Raw genomic sequence first — 21,548 nt, forward strand, 5'->3', positions numbered from 1 at the left:
CCTAATTCATACTGAAGCCTGAGTACAAACCCCCATGGCCATGTCGATGGCTGCGCCCTGAAGAGCAAGTATCCTCGTTGCAACAGTCGTCATCGCAATCATCGCAATCGAAATCGCAATCATACAGGTCGTCATCGTATTCGTCATCATCGAAACCATCGCTATACGCCTGCTCAGCGCGCGTCCAATCAAGGCCATGAGCAGCACACGCTGCCTCATCGCCATACGCCAACGATAACGCCGCGGGCGATTTATCAGCGCCACCGATCAGCGCCATCAATTCAAGCATGTGCGCACACGATTCAGCATGAGGCAGAATAAGCTCGTAGTCATCGGCCGCCATCAGCGCCGCCGACAGCTCTGCAAGCAGTATTTCCACAGTATAGGTACCCTCAAATCGCTCTTCGACGATAGCCCGCCATGCATCAGCGAACGCATCGGAGCCTGGCGCACTCAGGCCGGCATCGAAAGCGAGACCGGCATGCTGCGCAACATGGAACAACGCCTGAGCTTCAACCGCTGCCGCTAGGCAAGACGTCGCACGCAGCGTCCACGCAGCTTTGGCAAGCTGCGCGCTTCCCGCAACACCCGTCTCATGAACCGTTGCCGCCAGCGCGCGAACCACGGGAAGTGCCAAGCGCACTGCCGTATCGTCACCGCTAACGAAACCAACAAGATTACCGGCATCAGCCAGAGCGTCATCAGCGAACATGTCGCATACAGCAAGGGGTGCCTCGGCGAAGTGAAGATCGTTCACTGTGGCAACTGCGCCGATTTCCCGCGCGAAACTAGGCGTCGACGCGGACAGATCAATCACAACTGCCCCAGGTTTTGCCACTTGCACCACGCCATCGGTGTCGAAATAGACATCCTCGAGTTCCGTCTGTGTCACGCAGTACGTGATTACCGCATCGGCATCGGCAAGCCGTTCCGCACGCACGAAACCTTGCGCCTGCAAGCGCTCGTCAACAACCCGACCCCAAGATTCGAACCCCGCAAACGCATACGTTTCAATCATGAAAGCTTCCCTTTCGCTTTCGCACGCGAACAGACAGCAGAGCGTCTGCCACACGAATCATTATCCAACCGCTAACCCTCGCTCTTTACCTTGCGAGCAATGCGGTCAGCAACCGACAGGCCGCACCGGCGGTCTTTACCCCAGAATACGATGGCAATCATGTTCGGCCCCACATGGCTGCCAATTACCGGCCCGATAGACGTTTCCAAGAACACTGCTTGCTCATCCAGTTTTGACACGGCCTCTTTCAACCGAACGAGGTCCTTCGGGCAGTCGGCGTTTCCCACTAACGCCAGCTTATCGGCACCTTCGTCATCACCGTTTTTCTGATAGTACTCGGCAAGCTGCTTGATTCCCTTCTTGCGCCCACGGGCAACACCCACCAGCGACAACTTGCCTTCAAGATCAACTGACAGCATAGGTTTCACGTCGAGCTTCGCACCCGCATATGCCACCGATGAAGGAATGCGCCCGCCGCGCCGCAGCGCTTCAAGATCGTCAACCATAAATTCGCACCGCACGAAATACCGCGCTTCTTCGGCCCACGTAGCAAGTTCCAATGCGGTCATGCCGTTTTCTCGCTGACGCAAGGCCTCGTACACCAGCAAACCCTCGGCGATTGAGGGCAGCTTCGTGTCGACCACATGGAGTTCAGCATCGGGGTGATCAGCCAAAACCTGCTCACGTACGAGCATGGCAGCGTCATAGCTTCCCGACAAACCACTGGTGAAGCTCAAGTACACCGTGGGCACCCCGCTTGCCACCGCGCGCTCGAACACCTCGCGAAACACCGGGATGGGCACCTGCGAAGTAGTGGGGCACGCCCCGCCTCTCATGGCGTCGTAGAAGTCGTGCGCGGTGGTGGACTGATACAGATCGTCGAAACGGCTCTCGCCATTCATGAGGTACGGAAACTGAATCAGCTCGACCCCTTCCCGATCCACAACACCAAAAGGTAGATCACAGCACGAGTCGATGATCAGGTTGCATTTGCATTGCGCCATAGCGCCCTCCATTCTCGTTCGTTACAGTCAGCAACACGCCGCTACAGCCAACGCACGCCTACACCGCCGCAGCCTCCAAAAGCCCGGTTAGTCCAAACCGCGCAGTTTAATGGCCAACTCGTGGCGACGCTCGAACAGGCTGCGCTCCAATCCAACCGGGTAGGTATGGGCGTTCAGCACGCGCTTCTGGCTCTCATCAAGAGTGAGAAGCCCCGCGTGGCACCGTTGCTGCGCCGCCAGCGCATCGCGACATTCGCTTGGCAGCACAGTCTTCCCATCGCGCGCCAACGGAGCCAAAAGCGTTTCAAAGCGCAGCCCCTGCAGCGTCTTACGACGCAAGTCATCGGACGGATCAACAATTGTCTCAGCATCAGCTACACCGGTGTTACAGTCGAACACCATGTCGCCGGCGATGGTGCCGGAATCGTAATAGTAGCGCCGCACATCCAACACTCCAGGCACGGTAAGCTTCGCCGCCGTTTCCGAAATTTTCAGGCAATCGGTCCATGACCCCTCGCCTACCTTGGTGGCAGACAGCTTATACACGCCGCCAAGCGTCGGCTGATCGTAAGCACAAGCCAGCTTCGTGCCCACGCCCCACGAATCCACCTTGGCCCCTTGGTCGCGAATCGACTTAATAGTATGCTCGTCAAGATCGTTCGACAGTACGATACCGCAATCGCAAAGCCCCGCCTCGTCCAGCATACGCCGCGCCGTCTTGGCAAGCCAGGCAAGGTCGCCCGAGTCGATACGAATGCCAGCCATTCGCTCACCGCGCTCGCGCATTTCCAACCCCACCGTTATGGCGTTTTTCACACCTTCGATCACGTCGTAGGTGTCAACCAACAGCACGCAGTTTTTTGGGAACGCCGCTGCATACGCACGAAACGCCGTGAGCTCATCGGGAAACGACATCACCCAGGAATGGGAATGCGTACCCGACACAGGCAACCCGAACAGCTTGCCAGCCAACACGTTTGACGTCGACGCGCAGCCACCCACCACCGCCGCACGGCTCGCCCACACGCCGCCGAAGGCGCCTTGCGAGCGCCTCAAGCCGAATTCGGCAACCGGAGCGCCGGCAACTGCGCAAACGCGCGCTGCCTTCGTAGCCACAAGCGTTTGGAAGTTCACGCAGTTCAAAAGCGCTGTTTCGATAATCTGGCAGTCGAGAATAGGACCGCATACGCGCACAAGGGGCTCGTGTGGAAACACAATGGTGCCTTCAACTACGGCATCAATGTCAACGTGCAGCCTGAAATCTGCCAGCATATCAAGGAAGTCTTGTTTAAACAGCTTTCCGCCACCAGGAGCGTCCAGACTCGCCAAATACGCGATGTCGCTTTCCGAGAAGCGGAACGTATCAACCAGATCAGCCAGCTGTGCCATGCCACACGCAACAGCGTAACCACCCGCAAACGGATAGTCGCGGAAATACATATGGAAGCACGCCTGCATGTCGGCTTGCCCGCTCTCCCAATAACCCTGCGCCATGGTGAGCTGATACAAATCGGTCAACAGCTCATATTCGACCGTCAGGGATTCTCCGTCCCGCACGTCTGCTCCTTCCTTTAAGCTGGGCACGTTCGCGTGTCCACTACCTGTCTCTCGTCCGTCGTAATTATTGCTTTACTGCTGCTGCGGCGTCTCGCCTGAAGACTTACGATTCCTTCTGCGGCGATGCGCCCCTGCGCGTTTCTGCGCATCGGCGGGCGCGTGCCCATCGCGCGGCGCGGCATGCGTGTCGGTATGTGCTCCTTCGCGACTAGTACTCGCATTGCGCGGACCTCGCACGCCCGACGAGTTCTGACCAGGACGCACCGCTGTCTTTCCGCTTTGCCGCGACGCTTCGGCGCCACCCTTCTGCGCGCCACCTCTGACAGAGGTAGCGGAAGCAGCTGCTTGCTTTCGCTGTCCCTGCTGAGCTCCCTGCTTTTTACCCTGCGAACCCTTGCGCGCTTGCGACCCGCCGGCACCCTCGCGCTTTTTTGCACTCGCAGTACCTGCAGCGCCCTTGCCTGCCGCCGACGTTTCGGCTGCAGCATGCGAACGGCTCACGGGTGCTTGCGTTGTCACCGAAACCCCACTCGCATCGAGCTTCGTCGAACGGCGCCGACGTGGTGTGCGCGTAGATGTCGTGTTTGCAACGGCCCCATCACGCGTTTGAGACGACGCGCGCTTGTGCACAGGTGTCTTCGCAGAACTGGAACTCTTGCTCGACCCCTTCGATGAGTCCTGCGATTTCGATCGCTGCTTCTGCGAACCGGGCCGCGAAGCCGCTGCGTCGCGCTGTTTTCGCCCAGCCGACGCCGAACCCGTGTGGCGAACTGTTTGCGGATCGGCTAGCTTGTCACCGGCCGTCAACTGACCGGTCAAAAGCGACGACGAAGCCGATCCCAACGCCGCGCGGCCTTGTTCGATCGCGCACTCCCATGCCTCTTCACCGATCACGTTCGGGCGACCCTCGCCCTGTGGCTCGTCGAAATCGGCTAAGGGAACCTTCACAGGCTTCTCTCCCTCAACGCGCACCGTCACAATCTCGCGCGGTACGTCGAGATCGACCACCTTGGCAGGACCTACCGGCGTTTGCACGGTGGCGTTGCGCTTCGGCGCACGCTTGTTGAAATCCTTGTATGCGTCATACTCGTAGCGCAGACAACACATCAGACGACCACACACACCCGATATCTTCTGGGGGTTCAGCGACAGATCCTGCTCTTTCGCCATGCGAATCGACACCGGGCAAAACTCACCGCCCAAGCGCTTACAGCACAACTCTTGTCCGCAATGTCCTAAACCGCCGATCATGCGCGCTTCGTCACGCACGCCAATCTGACGCATGTCAATACGCACGTGAAAGCGAGCGGCCAACTTCCGCACCAACTCTCGGAAATCGACACGGTCTTCGGCTTCGAAATAGAAAATGGCCTTGTCGCCGTCGAGCAAATATTCGACCGACACCGGGCGCATATCATCACCCATTTCGGCAGCCATTTCCTTAAATACGGGCAGGGCTTCAGCCGCCTTACGCTCCATGATGCGGGCGTTCGCTTCGTCTTCCGAGGTGGCAACGCGCTTCACGGGCTTCAGCGGCGTTTTCAGCTTATCCACCTGCTCGCTGCTCGCTTCAAATACTTCACCGACAGCACGGCCAAACTCCGTGCCACGTGCGGTGGAAACCACCAGATTGTCGCCCTCATGTATGGTAATGTCCCCCGCATCGAACCAAAGTGTCTTGGGGTTGTTGCTCAACGTAACGGGCGCTATCCGAACCATTCAGCACCACTCCTTATATAGTATTCAGTCGCGCCCGGCATGAGAGCCGGATGCGTCGTACAGCGTATGTCTCATATCGAGCAGCATGGCGTCGATACACGTTTCAGGGGATACATTATACGAGATCGCCTCGTCATAGCGACGCACGGCTTCCAATGCGGCGGCAACACGTGCGGCATCCGTATTGGCGGCGGCATCGGCTATCGCATCAAGTGCGTCGGAGTTCACCACCACTTCAGGCGCACCAGCGCACATAACCAACACGTCACGCAACCACCCGCGGATAATGGCCGTTGTTTGATGAAGTAGCTCGTTGCTCTTTGCTGTGATCAGGCGCTTATTTCGCTGCTCGATTTGACGAACCGCCGCACGTTCTAAAAACTCGGAAGCATCCTCCAAATCGCGAGCCTGCTGACTGCGAACCTCGTCGAGCGGAGCCTTCGCCTGCACCACCATGCTCGACGCCGCCTGCACGATGTCCCAGTCGTCAGATAGCCGAAGCGCCGCGAGCGTACCTAAAACGTTCCGCCGCAATTCCATGCATTCCCCTGATTTCAGGAAGGCCACGGCCTTGCTTACCGATCCGTCACAAGCCTGCAGCGCCCAAGCTGCACGTTCGCGCGTCGCCCCAGTATTCTGCGACACCAACCCCGCAGCCTCAGCAGCAGGAATAGTGCGAAACGGAATCACCTGGCAACGCGACACAATGGTGGAAAGCACGCTTTCCTGAGTACGTCCCAGCAAAATGATCAGCACGCCTGTTGGTGGCTCTTCCAAGGTTTTCAGAAAGGCGTTTGCTGCCTGCACACCTAAAAGATCAACCCGGTCGAGAATATACACTTTGCGCTTCGCGCGGATAGGTGCAAGCGAAACGTCGGCAACAATGGAGCGCACCTGCTCAACCAGGTAGCCCATCGCACCCTCGGGAGCGTAAAAGTGCACGTCAGGATGCGTGCGAGCCATCACGCGGCGACATTCGTCACACTCACCACATCCTGTGCCGTGCTCACACAGCACCGACTGCGCCAACGCGTAGGCCGCAGCGGTCTTGTTCGATCCAGCAGGCCCAACCAATAAATAGGCATGGCTTACTTTGTCCCCTGAAACCGCCGCACGCAGAAAGTCGCGTACTTGCGGCTGTCCGAACACGGCGTCGAACGCGTCAGCCATGGCACCTCTCCGAAGACGAAGCCTGCGTGCGCCGATCGTCTAGTACCGAAAAGAAGCTCTCGTCACACACCGACGCATCGGCCATCCAGGAAAACAAATCGGACAGCGCACAGAACACCTGCGCCGCTGTCAACGAGCGGGGGCCGTCGGAATCGATGACGCGCACACGATCGGGGTCGGCTTGCGAAAGTGCGAGAAAGCCCTCGCGAACCCGGTCATGAAACGCCTCACCTGCCTGCTCCAAGCGATCGGCGCCACCCTTCGTCGCGCGCACCAAACCCGCCTGTGTTCCACCACACATCAACAACAACGTTCGATCAGGAACGATGCCGCGGGCGGCAAAGCGGTTCGCCGCATCCACGAAGTCACGGGAAAGACCGCGGCCAAACGCCTGGTAGGCCACCGTGGAATCGAAGAATCGATCGCAGAGCACCACCGCGCCTCGCGCAAGTGCGGGCTCTATGACCTCCGCAACAATCTGAGCGCGAGCGGCTTCATAAATGAGCAGCTCGGCTTCATCTGACAAGGTGGTATTTTCCGGGTTAAGGACGATGGAGCGCAACGCTTCACCCACCTTCGTTCCACCTGGCTCACGCACACACACTACCTCGTAGCCGTGATCCTGTAATGCCTGAGCCAGAAAACGCAGATGTGTAGTCTTTCCCGCGCCGTCCCCGCCTTCGAACGTGACGAACACGCCGCGGTGCGGGGTTCTCTCGTTCGATGCGTCGTTCATGGCATTTCCTCCATGTATTGCCCTTCGGGGTCAAAACCCCTATTGCCACCTGAAAGTGCGCAACAACACCTTGCAGTCAGCCGCACGATGCAGCTGGCAAAGCACGATCGGGCAAAATGCACCATTTCGCCCGCTGCGCGTGAAGTCGATTATATACCTTTCCACACCCCGCATCCGCCGCACGCGCCATCGCTCCATCGAGCCGCCACCAGCTGTAACCAGTCTGCAAGTCGCCCGCAAGTCGCCTTCACCGCCAGCTATCACCAGCCGAAAGGTGTCCAACCGAGGGAGATACCCGCTCGCCTGCTTCGATGCTACGATACAAGTCGCGCCCGCAGGTGTCGATGGCAACGAAGCACGGGAAATCGTGTAGCTGCAGGCGGCGAAGTGCCTCGGTTCCCAAGTCGTCCCACGCCACCAGCTGGCTTTCGGTTACATGCGTGGCCAAAAGCGCGGCGATGCCACCCACGCATGCGAAGTACACCGCCCCGTTGCGACGGCACGCCTCAACCACCTCGAGCGAGCGCTTACCCTTCCCCAAGCACGCAATCAGCCCGGCATCCATGAGCGCGGGCGTAGCGAAGTCCATGCGGCTTGCCGTGGTAGGCCCAACCGACCCAAGCGGCCTGCCTGCGGCTGCAGGAGTGGGCCCGGCGTAGAAGATGGTTTGGCCCGCAAGACCAAACGGCAGCTCACCGTTTTGTCGCAACGCTTCCAGTATGCGCGCATGCCCGGCATCACGCGATGTGTACACCGGCCCACAAAGAAGCACCTCTTGCCCTGCGTGCAACCCAGCAAGATCAGCCTTCGAAAGCGGCAGCTGCAGGCGAATGGGCGCGCTATTCCTCATTTCGTTTCCGCTCTTTTCGTTTCCGCTCACCGTTCATCACCCCAGGGAATCACCTCAACAGACGCCGATCGCATTGCACAGCATCCCATGTTCACCGCAACGGGAAGCGCGGCAATGTGGCACGGTGCGGTTTCCACGTGCACGGCAAGCGCAGTGCACGCGCCGCCCAACGCTGCCGGACCGATGCCAGAGGCATTTACGGCATCCAGCAGATCGCGTTCGAACGCCGCGGCTTCTGGGCGAGCTGCCACAGAACCCACCGGGCGCAACAATGCATGCTTCGCCAAGCCAGCCACCTTGTCAAACGTGGCACCCACACCCACGCCCACGATAAGCGGTGGGCAAGCGTTGGCGGCCTTTTCGCGCACGCATTCGAGCACAACGCGGCGCACGCCTTCAACACCCGCGCCCGGCGCCAGCATGACCACGCGTGAGGCGTTATCGCTTCCGCCTCCCTTCAGCATCACGTACACGGTCGCTCCCGCACCAGGACGGAAGCGTATCTCACAAAACGCCGGGGCGTTCGTGTTCGTGTTCGTGCGATCGAACAGCGCATCGCGAAGCACACTCATCCGCAAGCGACCACACTCGTACGCCTCGGCCACCGCCGCATCAACGCCTGTAAACACGTTGCCCGGCACGGCCACGCGCTCGCCCACTTCAAGACATACCCACACGGTTCCTGTGTCCTGGCACAACGGCACGCCATCGCGAGCAGCAATGTCGGCGTTTTCCAAAATTTGCCGTAATACGCGCTGCGCACGCGGGCTTTCTTCTCGCAGAGCAACTTTTTCGATACCTGCTCGAACATCGCAGCGCAATGTGACGGCAGCTTGCGCGATAGCGCACCGCACAGCGTCGGCTACTGCATCGGCGCTGATAATGGGCGGATAATCCATGGGTCCTTCCCTTCTCAAACCTCTGAGGAAACACTGATTGAAGCCGTCCTTCACGCAACAACCCCTATCGGGCTCTTTGCTCACTTTCTGCATTATAAGCGCATACGAACACCCCCGCACACACACTGTACAAGCATGATAAAATGCGTGGCTGTGCAAGGGAAGGAGTCTCAATGGCCCAGGAGCAAACAAGCGACGGCGAAACACCCGAAAACAACACGGCGACCGAGACCGGGGCCGCCGAAACCACACAGAACTTCTTCACGCGAGGCATTTCCAACATCCTCACCCGAATATCGAATGCACAGGAACGCCATGAGGCCCTCGCGAAAATCCGCGCTGGTCACCGCGAAGCGCTCACCGAACAGCTGGTGGCGCAGGTTGCTGGCAACGAGGAATTCGCCGCTATGGTCGAACGCAACATCGCACCGTACCAACGACTCATGTCGTACTACCGATGCGCCATGATGGAAGCAGAAACCAAATTCCGTGTGTTAAACGAGGAATTTGGCCTGCAACACGACCGCAACCCTATCGAGAGCATTAAATCGCGCTTGAAGTCCCCCGACAGCCTGGCGCGCAAGCTGTACGTCAAAGGCTATCCCATGACAATGGAGTCGCTGGAGAAAAACATCAACGACATCGCGGGCGTGCGCGTGGTGTGCACGTTCCTTGAAGACATGTACGCGCTGGCAGAGGCACTGCTGGCGCAAGATGATGTGGTACTTATCGAGCGCAAGGACTACATCGCCGACCCGAAAGCGAGCGGATATCGCAGCCTGCACCTGATTATCGAAATACCAATTTTCCTCGAGCACGAGAAGCGATCGGTGAAGGTGGAAGTGCAGCTGCGCACCATCGCGCAGAACTTCTGGGCCACACTGGAACATCAGCTGCGTTACAAGAAGAACCTGTCGGAGGAAGCAACGGCTTATGTCGCCCAAGAGCTCACCGACCTAGCCGAAGCAGCATCGTCGCTGGACATCCGCATGCAGGCCCTGCGCAACTACCTCGACGACGATCGAAACGAGAAGTAGCAAACGCGTACGGTTCAGTTCGCTCACAAACCCAAATTGTCGTACGTTTCGCAGGGCGAAAGACCACTTCCCTCCGCCCTGTCTTCCGACCCTGCGAACCACGTGGGAAAAGCTATTTCGACGAGCTTGCCGAGCTTGATGACGCACTGCGTGAAGTCCGCTTACGCGACGGTGTCGAGGCCTTCTTCTTGCCACCGCGAGTGCCGCTTCCACTGCGCGCACTACTCCCCTTGCGGGTGCCACCACGTGTAGCCTTGCCCTTCGCAGCTTTCCCTTGCTTTTCCTGTTCCTTACCGGGGCAATCGAAGTTCGGGCATAGCCGCCAAGGTCCGCGTGCAGTGGTAACCACCACAATAGGCGCGCCGCAGTGCTCGCAAGCTTCGTCGGTGGGCTCGAGCTTGCCATACTGCGGCAACGGATAACCCGTTCCGCATTCATCATAGTTCTCACAGCGAATGAAACGTTTTAAGGTGCGTGGGTTCTTGCGCGCGATCAACTTGGCATCGATACCCGCATCGCCGCAGGTGGGACATAGCCCCACTACCACATCGGGCTCAGCATTCGTGGGACAGTTGGGGTCAATGCAGATGGTGCGCGGCTTCGTGCGGAACGCCGTCACCTTCACCTGGGGCATACCGCACGTGGAACACACCTCGGACAACGCCTCAATCTTGCCCGACGGCAGCGGATAGGTGACGTCGCAATCGGGCCAGCCAGCGCAACCAATAAACATGCCACGGGTTTTCTGCGACGCGCGAATTTGCAGGTCGCGCCCGCACTTGGGACACGGCCCAACGTATGCGTCGGCAGCCACCGCATCGGCCAGCGCCGCACTTACCTCTTCGGAATGAGGCATCAACTGCGCAAGTTGCTCGGACAGCAGCTTGCGAGAATTACCTACCACCGCGTCTTTCGTGGTAATGCCGGCGGCAATGTTGTCCATCTCGGCTTCCAGTTCGGCGGTCATTTCAGGATGCGTGATGTGTGGTGCAAACTTATCCAGCGCATCGCACACCGCCATGCCCAGCTGGCTGGGTTCGATGGGGTCGTTCACGATGTACTTCACCGTGTACAGCCGTTCAATGATGCTGTGGCGCGTCGACTTCGTACCCAGCCCCAAGCGCTCCATTTCCTGGATAAGCCGTCCTTGTGAATAGCGCGCCGGCGGCTCGGTCTGCTTCTTCGTGCAAGTTGCTCCATTGAATGCGATACGTTGCCCCTGTTGAAGCGAAGGCAACTGCTCGTCTTTCTTCAAACCGTACGGGTAAATGGCACGAAAGCCCGGTTTCACCAGCACGTCGCCCTTCGCGACAAAGGGCTCGCCAGCAACATCGAGCGATACTTTTGTCCCCTCCACCACAGCGGCGTCGGAAAGCGTGGCCAAAAACCTGCGAGCGATCAGGTTGTACAGCTTGTAGTTGGCCGCCGGCAGATCGTCGGGGGTCGCCTTGGCGGTAGGATAGATAGGCGGATGGTCGGTGGTTTCCTTCTTTCCGCGTGTGGCATGCAGCGCGCCCCGGCTTAGCAGCTGCTTACAGTACGGCGCGTAGGCGGGATTGCCAGAAATTGCCTGCACCACACCACGCAGATCGAGCGATTTCGGATACACCGTGTTGTCCACGCGCGGGTACGATATGTAGCCGTCCATGTACAAGCTCTCGGCAATACGCATGGTACGTGCCGGCGAAATTCCCTCAGCGGAAGCGGCTGCCATCAAGCTGGTGGTGTTAAACGGGACAGGCGGTGCCACCGTGCGCGTGCGCTTCTCCACTGCGGAAACGGTGGCGCATCGAGCCTGCTCAACGGCAGCTATAGCAGCGTGCGCCCTCACTTCGTCCTTGAAGCGGGTAGTCGCGTGCGGAGCCTCGAAGGCAAGCTCTCCCTCGCCGTCGGTGGGGCCTACCTGAGCAGCCGCATCGAAACGCCCGCGAATGACCCAGTAGTCCTGCGGCACAAACGCCATACGCTCACGTTCCTTCGCCACCACCAGCGCGAGCGTGGGTGTTTGCACGCGACCCGAACTGCGCACGTTCCCGTAGCCGGCGAACTTCACAAGCGTCAGGTAGCGCGTAAGTGCAGCACCCCAGATAAGATCGATATCCTGGCGCGACGAACCAGCAGCGGCTAAGTTGTTATCCATGGGCACCAGGTTACTAAAGGCGTGTGTTATCTCTTCTTTAGTGAACGCAGAATAGCGCGCGCGACTCACTGGCGCAGTCTCGTTCACCTGGCGGCAACACGCAAGCGCATCGGCACCGATAAGCTCACCTTCGCGGTCGAAGTCAGTCGCAATGATAATGGCATCGGCTTTCTTGGCCAGGTTCTTTAAGCTGCGGATGATGTCTTTTTCCTTGGGCAGCTTCACAATGGGCGCGTATGCCAAATACGGCAGCGCGTCCATCTTCCAGGCTTTCAGCTCCACGCCATCTTCTGTGAACGGCTTTTTCTTCTTGAATGGGGGGCGCGGGAGTTCAGCGGGAACCTCAGCGGCAACAGATTCGCCCTCTTCGGTAACACCTTGCCAACCGCCGCGACGTTTGTACACCATAGACGGCGTGAAATCAGGTTCGAGAATGTGCCCACGCAATCCGATAGTCACCCATTCCTCGCCATCAACCTCAAAGCGGTACACCGGAGTGGAATACACCTTGTCAGATTTGGGTTTTTTCACACCCAGCAGATCGGCGATCTTTTGGGCAGCGTCGTTCTTCTCGGTAACCACGAGTCTCATGCAGACCCCTCCTTGTTCTGCCAGCTGAGCGTTTTTCGCGCAGCCGATGCGCTCACACGATTGCCCCAATTCGTTGATTAACGTGTGCGGGGATAACGCCGCGCTCGGCACAGCCACTCGACGCAGCCGCTCGGCGCAGCGCTGCATAGCATACACGAAATCAGAGAAGCTGCAAGCGATGGCACAACCGGTGTATCCAAGCTGTTTCTAGCTGCCCATGGGCCAGCCAGCTACAGGGGAGCATTAAGAAAACGGCAGCGTTCTCTTAATGCACTGCGCTCCTACTGCCAGGTTTAGTAATCTCTTATTCCAAGAAATGCAGAACTGCTCGCAAAAGGAACCGCGAAAGACGCATTCAGGTACGGTCGGGTATGGACAGGTACGCTCAGATCCAGTCGGGTAGAGAAAACCTCACCTTCAGCCACTTTTTCTACGAAATGCGCGATTGTGCAAAGTTAGCCGTGTCTTCTGCCACTTTTTTCAGGATATGTACGATTTGACGGAGTCGGCAAAGCTCGTCGAAGCTTCAGGGAAAACAACGGTCGTCTCTGACCAGGGAAAACGTAAAGGCGCTCTCAAGAAGTGAAGAGCAATTCTCGTTCCTTGCTTATTTCTACTCGTTTTTCCGCTTCAAATCGTACATATCCTGAAAAAAGTGGCAGAAGACACGGCTAACTTTGCACAATCGCGCATATCACGAATTTTTTGCCAGCTTCATTTGCGTGCAACCGAACGTGACAATAGAATCAGGGCTTTTTCCTCCATAGTGACAATAGGGACAGTCATTTTGTTACACCCCGAATAAAATGACAAAGAAAGGGGCTTCAAACTGGGCTTTTGTTCAAAACTTGTTTCTTAAAATGTCAAACTACGAAGTGAAACGACATCTCCAACACGAAAGTGAGGCAATAAAATCCGGCTCATGGTACTAATGAGCTACAGCCTCCTTAACAGGTGCTCTTGTTTTTCCGCTTCGGAGTTCGAACGATAATCACTCTCTCGCAACAAGATTACCCCATCCATCGGGAAGATTGACTTCCCTCATATGACCCGAATATTGTCAACAGGCAAAACTAAACATTACGAAAGTTTTTTCACGTAAACTTCCGACAAAGCAAAGCTCCACACCTGCGTCCCGAAAGGCCGCTTGAGAGACCGACGTGCTGATGCACAGTCTCATATCCGCGGATACCGCGTCATGCGCGGCCCGCACCTCGGTTCTTCCGGCGCGGCGGCAGGCGGCAGTCTAGAAGTCGCGCGTGCCGGTTTCCCGGTGCGCATAGAGAACCGAACTAAACAGTGACGCGTAGTCTTGCGCACCCACAGGCACGCTTAAGGTGATGTTCTGCCCATATGCCTGCACAGTGAACTAAGACTCATCCGGAATAATGCTGAACTCGTTTTGGTTGACAAAAGTTGACAATATATAGTAATTTTTATCAACCGCTAATCTTGAAAGTAGAATAAACCCATGGAAACCTTTATCGACATACTCGAAGTTCGTTTCGGAAAGAATCAACCCATTCTCACCGAAGAGATACTCTGCGTGTTCTCTGATATTAGCCGTCAGGCTGTATACAAGAGAATTGATGCAGCTATGGCGGAGGGGAAGATTGCTCGCTATGACCGTGGCGTGTATTACCTTCCGACGGAAACGCGCTTTGGGAAGTCATCGCTTCTAGGAACGCAAGTTGCCACAAAACGCTGGCTTCAATCTGGTAACGATGTTTATGGCTATGTTTCCGGTTTCAATCTGGTAAATGAGTCGGGAGTATCTGATCAGGTGCCTAATACCCTGGAAATTACTACGAACAAAGAGAGTTCTCGTTTGCGAGAGGTTAAGCCTTTTGGTGGCTGGAAACGCATAACACTGCGAAAACCTCGGCGTCCCGTTAATGCGCGCAATGTTAACGCACTACGGTTTCTCGATCTTATTACCGATCAACAAATCCAGTTTTACGATGAATACGAAATGGATGCGCTTAAAAAGCTGGCTCGCAAAGCAGGTAGATCTATGATTTACGATTGCTCAGCCAGTTACCCAGGCAGAACGGCCAAGAAATTGGCAGAGTGTGAGAGATATCGTGTATTTGCATGAGAATCCAGCTGATTTCAAGGAACTCGTTCGCCAAGTGGCCGAATACGAGCAGATGCCCCAATCTTTCATTGTGAAAGATTATTTTGCTGTTCAAATGCTCAAAGAGGTGACACGAAGAAATCCGACGCTTGTCTTTAAGGGTGGAACTTGCCTCTCTAAGTGTTACGGCGTTATTAATCGCTTCTCTGAAGATATTGACCTGGGTATTCAAGCAGAACATGCGACCGAGGGCATGAGAAAACGTATCAAACAAGCAGTGGTAGAGAGCGCTTACTCGTTGGGACTTTCTATCGAAAATCTCGACCGAACGCGCAGCCGCCGAGAGTTCAACCGTTACGAGATACCACTGTCTAACGTCGATAAGATAACGTTTCCCGATAAACTTGTTGTGGAAACAGCCGTTATGACTCCAGCCGATCCTGCCGAGTATCGTAGTTTACAGAGCTTCATTGGAGTGTTTTGTGAAGAACAGCGCTTTGTCGAAGCTGCTGAAGAATACGACCTCGGTCCCTTTGAAGTATTAGCTAACTCTTTGGAGCGAACCTTCTGTGACAAAACCTTCGCTTTGTGTGACTACTATTTAGCGGGCAGCATACCTCCGCGACAATCGCGCCACATGTACGACCTTTGCAAGCTGCTTGATCGGGTTCCATTAGACGAAACACTGCTTGAACTGCTAAAGATAGTGCGCCGTCAGCGCTTGGGCGGCTCCCGTACACCTTCGGCAAATCCCGCCGTTGATATATCTGACACTCTGCAAAGAATCGCAAGCTATGGTGTCTATCGGGAAGACTACGAGAAAGTCACCGCTCCTCTTCTATATGACGATCTGAGTTACGAAGATGCCGCTACAGCAGTGATGCGAATAGCTGCCTTCCTTAAAGGAAAACTTTAAGGAAGAACCGAACTAAACAGTGACACGTAGTCTTGCGCACCTGCAGGCACGCTTAAGGTAATGTTGCGCCCATATGCCTGCACAGTAAGGTAAGAAGGGTTGTCGTATGTGATGATGGTTGCGTCTACGCCTTGGTACGTGCCGCTCACGCTGCCCGTCTGCACCGCATCGGCGGGCAAGGTGGCAACTTGCCAGTCTTCAATAGCCAAGTTATCAACGGCAGCATCGAATTCTGCATCCGACATGCCCGTCCACTGCTGAATGCTCTCCCGCTGCGACTCGATGGCTCCTTCAATCTGACCTTTCACGCCCGATGCGTCAAGCGCAGCGTTCGCTGCTTTGCTCTTCCAGTTGTTCAGGAATTCCAGACCGAAGGGCGCTTCTGACGCTTCCGATGTCGCGTCTCCACCAACAGCGCCATCCGATTGATCAGCATCACTGAGCATAAGCACCAGCACCCCAATACCCACAACAATAAGCAGGATCAGACCAACGAACGCGATGATGGCCTTGTTGGCCAGACTCTTCGTCTTTTGGTCGCCAAATGCCTCCGAGCTTGCGGGATCCGGGTACTCAAACGTCACGTTAGGAGATGTACGCTGATTGGGGAATCGGTTGCGGTCATAGGGGTTCGTCATGGCGGCTCCTTCCGTAGCCGTTCGCACGTCGAGGACGCCGCCGTTGCTGCGATGATAATGCGCTTCACACGGCGATGATGCTGTCGGTTCGACGGCATCCCCACCGCTTAGGGTACGCAAGCTTCCCGCAAAATCGGGCGATTCACGAAACCGTCGCAGGGTGTTCACTAGTTTGGTACCGAATCGGCACCAAATCCCCATAGCATGAGAGAAACACTGACTAAGGCTACGAAGGTGATGCTTGCTTCGCGACTACACTCGAGCGAGCTTGTGACTCAGCCACTTGCTCGCATTCGAGCACGCGTTGCATGGCGGCAATGGCGCATTCGATCATGGAGTCGTCGGGCTCATTCGTGGTCAAGCGCTGCATCTGCATGCCGGGCCACAGGATCACCTTCACAAGTGGATTGTCGGGACGACTTCCCGCCCACTTCACCGTTATCTCGTATGCGATGCCGGCAATAAGCGGCATAAACGCAATGCGCACCGCTATGACCAGCAGCAGCTTCGGCAAGCCGTCGGGCACACCCCACGACGTGATGAGCGGTTTTACGGGAATGACGGTGTACACCAAAATAGCGATGATCATGACCATGATTAGAAACGCCGTACCACAACGCACGTGCAAGCGTGGGAAACTACGCGCATTCTCGGGCGTGAGCGGTAATCCGTGCTCGTAGCAATGGATAGTCTTGTGCTCGGCACCGTGGTAGCCAAACATGCGCTGAATGTCTTTCATGCGTCCGATCAGCCACATGTAGAACACAAACACAGCCACACGCAGCACGCCGTCGACAATGTTCCAAGCAAGCGTGCGATCGTCGTACTCGCCTACGATCAGGTTCGTCACGAACGCGGGCAGCACCACAAACAGCACAGCACCCAACACTAAACCGAGCACCATAGACACCATCATCTCGCGGTGTCCGAACTCCACTTCCTCGTCCATAAATGACTTTTTGTCGGATGAGGCTTCAGATACTGCAGCGGACGCTGGCGCGGGCACGGGTTCCGTAACTACGTCGAGCGCCGTTTGAGCCCCCAGCGCGTCGATCATCTCATCGGGATTACCAAAATCGTCTTTCCACGAGAATCGATGCTCGGGTTCTGACACAGACTCGAGTTTGGATTCGGGCTCAAGTTCAAACTCAGATTCAGGCTCGCGCTTACCATCAAGCTCGCGCTCGCCGCCCCCACCGACTTCTCCACTTCCATCGACCTTGGCATCGTCACCGACCTCGCCCTCACCTTCGTGCTCTTCGGTTCCCTCGTCAGCAAACGCATGCAGGGCGGCTATCTCAAGCGCCTTGTAACCCAGCACCAGCGAGTTCACAAACGCGACCACCCCGCGCACGACAGGCCACGACGCCCAACGCGCCTTTGACGCCTGCCCCAGCTCGTGTTCTTCCACGTAGATGCCGCCGTCTGGCTCACGCACAGCAACCGCCCAGTTCAGCTTGCCGCGCATCATGATGCCTTCGATGAGCGCTTGACCTCCTACGTGCGTTTTTAGCGCGCCATCCTCGGAAAACGCACGCGACAGATCGCTTTTTCGGCGCCCATCGCGCTCAACCTCAACGCTGCCAGCCACCGCTAACCCCTCCGAACCTGCGGATAAGGATTGCCGCACGACATCTTTCCCTCGGGGCACGCACCGCGCACGCACGGTGCACCGGCATCGGCGAAGATGAACGGGGCCGTAGGCCGCGCAAGCTCCAACATGCGATGAGCCATGTCGCGAATTTCCCACTGCGCGCGGTTGCAGCAGCGCAAGCTGAAGAAGTGCAGCAGCTCGCGAACGTTCATGGTGATGACGATCTTGCTTTCTGCAGCGTTGGGAAGCAGGTAGCGAGCATCTTCTGCGGGTATACCTGCATCGAGCAGCTGTCGGTATGCAGCAACGGCTGCCTCGATCGCCCGATCAAATACCGCTTCGGCTTGCGCATCCGCCGCAACGGTTGGGGGCTTCACACATTCCAGACCATCCGAAAACTTCACGTAGCGCTGGCTTTGCTGATTGAAACTGGCGATGCGATGGCGCACCAACTGATGCGTGAGCGCGCGGGACACGCCGTCAACCGCGAAGGTGTAGCTTGCATGTTCGAGCGTCGACAAATGCCCACTCGCCAGAATCGTTGACAGCACGCTGCGCATGCGCTCTTCCGGCATGGTTTCCATCAGCTCGGCAGCCCCCACGGGCGCGTAGCATAAGCGCGCCGCCGTTGCGATGGCACGCTCGGGATCGGGCGTATGGTACAACAACTCAACTTGCATAAGACACTCCTCTATAGGTTCACACACCCTTACAGTTTGATGCGCTCAAACATGTCTTTCCCCGCACCGCATATAGGGCATTCGTAATCGTCGGGCAGCTCGTCTGTCTCCACAACATAGCCGCACACCATACACCGCCAGCCATATCGCTTGGCGGGCGCGGCAGAATCCTGCCCTTCGGTCTCACCAGCGGGTGCGTCCGCATCTGATGCGGATTCATCAGTGCTTTCGCCGCCCTTAGTTGACTTGTTAGCAGGCTCGGAATCGTCAGCTCCTGTGTAGCTCGACGCCTTCGGCGGGGTCTTGCCGCCTTTCACCTGATGATAGTATGCGTACGTCATAGGCTCTTCGTCAGCAAGTTTCTCAGCCTCTTCCACCTCACCAATGAACAGCACATGCGTTCCTACATCGACACACTTCGTCACGCGCACCGAGAAGCGTGCAACCGCCTGCTCGGCAACATAGGGAACACCAGCGGCGTCGTGTGCCACTTGAAAGTCGGCAAACTTGTCGAACTCCGAGCTCGTCCTAAAGCCGAACGCCCCAATGAGCTCCATAGTCGCACTTTGCGCCAACACTGTGCAAGCAAAACGCCCCGATTCCTGCACGACGCTCGCCGTAACGTTTTCCTTGTTCAGTGCAACACTCACCTGAAACGGCGACGAAGTAACCTGCGCAAACGTGTTCGCCACGCAACCCGCCGCGCCGTCGTTCGCACTGCCATCGCTCTTCGCGGTGATAAGGTACAAGCCGTAACTCAAACTACGAAATGCTTTCTTGTCGACACCCATCCGTATCCCCTTTCGACTCATGCCAGCTGCGATACACACAGCACCGCAGCACGCGTCTGTGCACGAAACCATGGTAGCATCGAACGGCGCGCAACAAGATGATTACCCTTTTGTTGTATGCGAAATGCAACGAAGGACAACGTAAACGGCACAAAAAATGGGGCCGCATTTGGCGCAGCCCCATTCATTGTTTCCGATGAGTATTCGCTTATTCAGCGGCGGTTTCCTCGGCGGGAGTTTCGGCGGCAACTTCTTCAGCGGCGGGAGCCTCGGCCTCGGCCTTAGCGGCAGCAGCGGCGTTCTTCTTCGCAAACTCTTCGGCGCGTTTAGCCTTAGCAGCGGCCTTCGCTTCGCGCTCCGCCTTCTTAGCGGCCTCGCGCTCGGCAACAGCAGCAGCGCGCTTAGCCTTAGCAGCGGCTTCGCGAGCAGCAACCATCTCGGTTGCAGAGCCGAACTTGTTGGCAAAGCGCTGAACGCGTCCGCCGGTGTCGATCAGCTTCTGGGTGCCAGTGTAGAACGGATGGCACGCGTTGCAGATGTCGATGCGCAGTTCGGGCTTGGTTGAGCGAGTGGTGAATGTGTTGCCGCAGGTGCAGCGAACCGTGCACTCCATGTACTCCGGATGAATTCCTTGTTTCATTCTCTGGTTCTCCTTCTACGAGCCTTGGTTTCCGACCAAGGCGAAGACAAGCTTTTGCATGATAGCACACGACAACGTTTAGCGCTAGACCGAATTTGTACGATCACACCACGACAGCTACAATGGTGCTACTACTCTCAAATCTGTAACACCACAGTGAGCCAACAAGCTCACATGCTCGCGCTACAACTGCCCGATGATGCGATTTGTTCGTGCGGTCACCTCGGCCTTCGCGCGCTCCACGTCCACGGTAGGCCATTCGCCGTCGCGGTACACCACGCGCCCGTCACACATGGTTAACACTACGTCGGAGCCGTGCCCAGCAAACACCACGTTGAACAGCGGATTGGTCATAGGTGTCCACGACGGCCCCGTCACGTCGAGCACACACAGGTCGGCACGCATGCCCACAGCAATAAGCCCACAGTCATCGCGCCCTTGCGACAGCGCGCCGGCACGGGTGCCCGCAAACAGCACCTGCTTCGGCGACACCACCGACGGATCCAACATCGACCCCTTAGAAATAAGCGCCAGCACGTACAGGTCCTGCAACATGTCGTAGTTATTGTTCGACGCCATGCCATCGGTACCTACGCACACGTTCACACCCGCTTCCAACATGCGTGCGATGGGCGCGAAACCGCTTCCCAGCTTCATGTTCGACACCGGGTTAGCCGCCACCGACACGCCGCGTTCGACCATGATTCGAATGTCCTCGTCATCAACCCATACGCAATGCGCCGCCGTGGTGGGCAAATCGAGTACGCCTAAGCTCTCGAAATACTTGATGGGAGTCATGCCGTCATGACGCCGCTTGCATTCCTCGCGCTCCAAGCGCGTCTCCGAGCAATGCAGCTGCATGCGCAGCCCGTGCTTGGCGGCATACTCTGCCATGTCGGCAACCGCGCCGGGGTTCGTCGTATACTCGGAATGAACGCCGCAGTCAATAAGCACGCGCCCGCCACCGCGCCCGTGTACCTCGGAAATAAGCTGGTCGACAGTCGCACGCAACGGCAGGTCATCGAGCCGCTCGCCGTTAAGCGCCAGCAGGTCGTCGCACAAGTTCGCTTTCAGACCCGATTCCTCCACCGCGCGAGCCACGTGGTCCATGTGATAGTACATGTCGGAAAACGACACCACGCCAAAGCGCGCCATCTCGGCGCACGACAACAGCGTACCCCAGTAGCAGTCCTCGGGCATCATTTTCGCCTCGAAGGGAAATACCTTTTCGTTCAGCCATATTTGGAGAGGTAGATTCTCGGCGTACCCGCGTAAAAGTGTCATGGAAGAATGCGTATGTGCGTTGTACAGCGCGGACATAAGTAACTTGCCGCGCCCGTCGTAGCGCTCGCCGAAGGAGGCAGCGTCGGCGGGAGCCTTGTCACCCACATAGGTGATGAAGCCGTCGCACACGCCAACCCACCGGTTGAGCTGATGCTCGAACCGTTCGTCTATGATGTCAACATTCTCGAAAAGCACGGTGTTCCACCT

Annotated in this window: 18 protein-coding genes; 3 read left to right on the top strand and 15 right to left on the bottom strand. The window is 57.1% G+C overall.

Annotated features, from left to right (window positions below; genetic code table 11):
- Position 1: 1 nt before the first annotated feature.
- The 8 genes from G7Y43_RS07265 to G7Y43_RS07300 form a co-directional block, all read right to left on the bottom strand.
- Positions 2-1,018 (bottom strand): NAD(P)-binding domain-containing protein, encoded by a 1,017-nt coding sequence (locus G7Y43_RS07265; protein ID WP_165045558.1) that lies wholly within the window; start codon positions 1,016-1,018, stop codon positions 2-4.
- Between the two features lie 71 nt (positions 1,019-1,089).
- Positions 1,090-2,022 (bottom strand): DegV family protein, encoded by a 933-nt coding sequence (locus tag G7Y43_RS07270; RefSeq protein WP_165045560.1) that lies wholly within the window; start codon positions 2,020-2,022, stop codon positions 1,090-1,092.
- An 87-nt stretch (positions 2,023-2,109) separates the two neighbouring features.
- Positions 2,110-3,579, bottom strand: coding sequence for a nicotinate phosphoribosyltransferase (locus tag G7Y43_RS07275; RefSeq protein WP_370514661.1), 1,470 nt, complete (start codon positions 3,577-3,579; stop codon positions 2,110-2,112).
- 72 nt (positions 3,580-3,651) lie between these two features.
- Positions 3,652-5,298: a regulatory iron-sulfur-containing complex subunit RicT gene (ricT, locus tag G7Y43_RS07280; RefSeq protein WP_165045562.1), complete on the bottom strand. Its 1,647-nt coding sequence runs from the start codon at positions 5,296-5,298 to the stop codon at positions 3,652-3,654.
- Between the two features lie 24 nt (positions 5,299-5,322).
- Complete coding sequence (holB, locus tag G7Y43_RS07285; protein ID WP_165045564.1) at positions 5,323-6,468, bottom strand: DNA polymerase III subunit delta'; 1,146 nt, start codon at positions 6,466-6,468, stop codon at positions 5,323-5,325.
- Positions 6,461-7,204, bottom strand: a complete 744-nt coding sequence (gene tmk / locus G7Y43_RS07290; RefSeq protein WP_165045566.1) for a dTMP kinase — start codon at positions 7,202-7,204, stop codon at positions 6,461-6,463. The genes holB and tmk overlap by 8 nt, the downstream gene beginning before the upstream one ends.
- A 247-nt stretch (positions 7,205-7,451) precedes the next feature.
- A complete protein-coding gene (locus tag G7Y43_RS07295) occupies positions 7,452-8,054 on the bottom strand; it encodes a FumA C-terminus/TtdB family hydratase beta subunit (RefSeq protein WP_165045568.1) in 603 nt (200 codons plus the stop codon).
- A gap of 26 nt (positions 8,055-8,080) precedes the next feature.
- The gene (locus tag G7Y43_RS07300) at positions 8,081-8,953 is read right to left on the bottom strand and encodes a fumarate hydratase (RefSeq protein WP_165045570.1); all 873 of its coding nucleotides are present in this window, start codon (positions 8,951-8,953) and stop codon (positions 8,081-8,083) included.
- A gap of 173 nt (positions 8,954-9,126) precedes the next feature.
- On the opposite strand from G7Y43_RS07300, the gene G7Y43_RS07305 reads away from it, so the two are divergent.
- Positions 9,127-9,990 (top strand): GTP pyrophosphokinase family protein, encoded by an 864-nt coding sequence (locus G7Y43_RS07305; protein WP_206214409.1) that lies wholly within the window; start codon positions 9,127-9,129, stop codon positions 9,988-9,990.
- A gap of 112 nt (positions 9,991-10,102) precedes the next feature.
- Here the strand turns inward: G7Y43_RS07305 and G7Y43_RS07310 are convergent, their stop codons facing one another.
- On the bottom strand, positions 10,103-12,721 hold the full coding sequence (locus G7Y43_RS07310) for a DNA topoisomerase I (RefSeq protein ID WP_165045572.1): 2,619 nt from the start codon (positions 12,719-12,721) through the stop codon (positions 10,103-10,105).
- A gap of 1,471 nt (positions 12,722-14,192) precedes the next feature.
- On the opposite strand from G7Y43_RS07310, the gene G7Y43_RS07315 reads away from it, so the two are divergent.
- Positions 14,193-14,819, top strand: coding sequence for a hypothetical protein (locus G7Y43_RS07315; protein WP_165045574.1), 627 nt, complete (start codon positions 14,193-14,195; stop codon positions 14,817-14,819).
- Complete coding sequence (locus tag G7Y43_RS07320) at positions 14,794-15,714, top strand: nucleotidyl transferase AbiEii/AbiGii toxin family protein (protein ID WP_241158189.1); 921 nt, start codon at positions 14,794-14,796, stop codon at positions 15,712-15,714. Before G7Y43_RS07315 ends, G7Y43_RS07320 begins: the two co-directional genes overlap by 26 nt.
- On the opposite strand, the gene G7Y43_RS07325 is transcribed toward G7Y43_RS07320, so the two are convergent.
- The 6 genes from G7Y43_RS07325 to G7Y43_RS07350 all read right to left on the bottom strand — a co-directional run bounded on the left by G7Y43_RS07325 (position 15,711) and on the right by G7Y43_RS07350 (position 21,536).
- Positions 15,711-16,352: a hypothetical protein gene (locus tag G7Y43_RS07325; protein ID WP_165045576.1), complete on the bottom strand. Its 642-nt coding sequence runs from the start codon at positions 16,350-16,352 to the stop codon at positions 15,711-15,713. The genes G7Y43_RS07320 and G7Y43_RS07325 overlap by 4 nt on opposite strands.
- Before the next feature lie 226 nt (positions 16,353-16,578).
- Positions 16,579-17,943, bottom strand: a complete 1,365-nt coding sequence (locus G7Y43_RS07330) for a DUF1385 domain-containing protein (protein WP_241158190.1) — start codon at positions 17,941-17,943, stop codon at positions 16,579-16,581.
- A gap of 2 nt (positions 17,944-17,945) precedes the next feature.
- A complete protein-coding gene (gene thyX, locus G7Y43_RS07335; RefSeq protein ID WP_165045578.1) occupies positions 17,946-18,626 on the bottom strand; it encodes an FAD-dependent thymidylate synthase in 681 nt (226 codons plus the stop codon).
- A gap of 29 nt (positions 18,627-18,655) precedes the next feature.
- Positions 18,656-19,417 (bottom strand): flavin reductase, encoded by a 762-nt coding sequence (locus G7Y43_RS07340; protein ID WP_165045580.1) that lies wholly within the window; start codon positions 19,415-19,417, stop codon positions 18,656-18,658.
- Between the two features lie 208 nt (positions 19,418-19,625).
- On the bottom strand, positions 19,626-20,057 hold the full coding sequence (gene rpmE / locus G7Y43_RS07345) for a 50S ribosomal protein L31 (protein WP_165045582.1): 432 nt from the start codon (positions 20,055-20,057) through the stop codon (positions 19,626-19,628).
- 183 nt (positions 20,058-20,240) lie between these two features.
- Complete coding sequence (locus G7Y43_RS07350; RefSeq protein ID WP_165045584.1) at positions 20,241-21,536, bottom strand: amidohydrolase family protein; 1,296 nt, start codon at positions 21,534-21,536, stop codon at positions 20,241-20,243.
- Between the last annotated feature and the right edge of the window lie 12 nt (positions 21,537-21,548).

The sequence above is a fragment of the Adlercreutzia sp. ZJ138 genome, assembly GCF_011038935.1.
GTDB lineage: Bacteria > Actinomycetota > Coriobacteriia > Coriobacteriales > Eggerthellaceae > ZJ141.

Coding starts and splice junctions, on each gene's coding strand:
- G7Y43_RS07265 (WP_165045558.1), bottom strand. CDS start 1,018: ATGATTGAAACGTATGCGTTTGCGGGGTTCGAATCTTGGGGTCGGGTT.
- G7Y43_RS07300 (WP_165045570.1), bottom strand. CDS start 8,953: ATGGATTATCCGCCCATTATCAGCGCCGATGCAGTAGCCGACGCTGTG.
- G7Y43_RS07315 (WP_165045574.1), top strand. CDS start 14,193: ATGGAAACCTTTATCGACATACTCGAAGTTCGTTTCGGAAAGAATCAA.
- G7Y43_RS07310 (WP_165045572.1), bottom strand. CDS start 12,721: ATGAGACTCGTGGTTACCGAGAAGAACGACGCTGCCCAAAAGATCGCC.
- G7Y43_RS07340 (WP_165045580.1), bottom strand. CDS start 19,417: ATGGGTGTCGACAAGAAAGCATTTCGTAGTTTGAGTTACGGCTTGTAC.
- G7Y43_RS07305 (WP_206214409.1), top strand. CDS start 9,127: ATGGCCCAGGAGCAAACAAGCGACGGCGAAACACCCGAAAACAACACG.
- ricT (WP_165045562.1), bottom strand. CDS start 5,298: ATGGTTCGGATAGCGCCCGTTACGTTGAGCAACAACCCCAAGACACTT.
- thyX (WP_165045578.1), bottom strand. CDS start 18,626: ATGCAAGTTGAGTTGTTGTACCATACGCCCGATCCCGAGCGTGCCATC.
- G7Y43_RS07270 (WP_165045560.1), bottom strand. CDS start 2,022: ATGGCGCAATGCAAATGCAACCTGATCATCGACTCGTGCTGTGATCTA.
- holB (WP_165045564.1), bottom strand. CDS start 6,468: ATGGCTGACGCGTTCGACGCCGTGTTCGGACAGCCGCAAGTACGCGAC.
- rpmE (WP_165045582.1), bottom strand. CDS start 20,057: ATGAAACAAGGAATTCATCCGGAGTACATGGAGTGCACGGTTCGCTGC.
- G7Y43_RS07295 (WP_165045568.1), bottom strand. CDS start 8,054: ATGAGGAATAGCGCGCCCATTCGCCTGCAGCTGCCGCTTTCGAAGGCT.
- tmk (WP_165045566.1), bottom strand. CDS start 7,204: ATGAACGACGCATCGAACGAGAGAACCCCGCACCGCGGCGTGTTCGTC.
- G7Y43_RS07325 (WP_165045576.1), bottom strand. CDS start 16,352: ATGACGAACCCCTATGACCGCAACCGATTCCCCAATCAGCGTACATCT.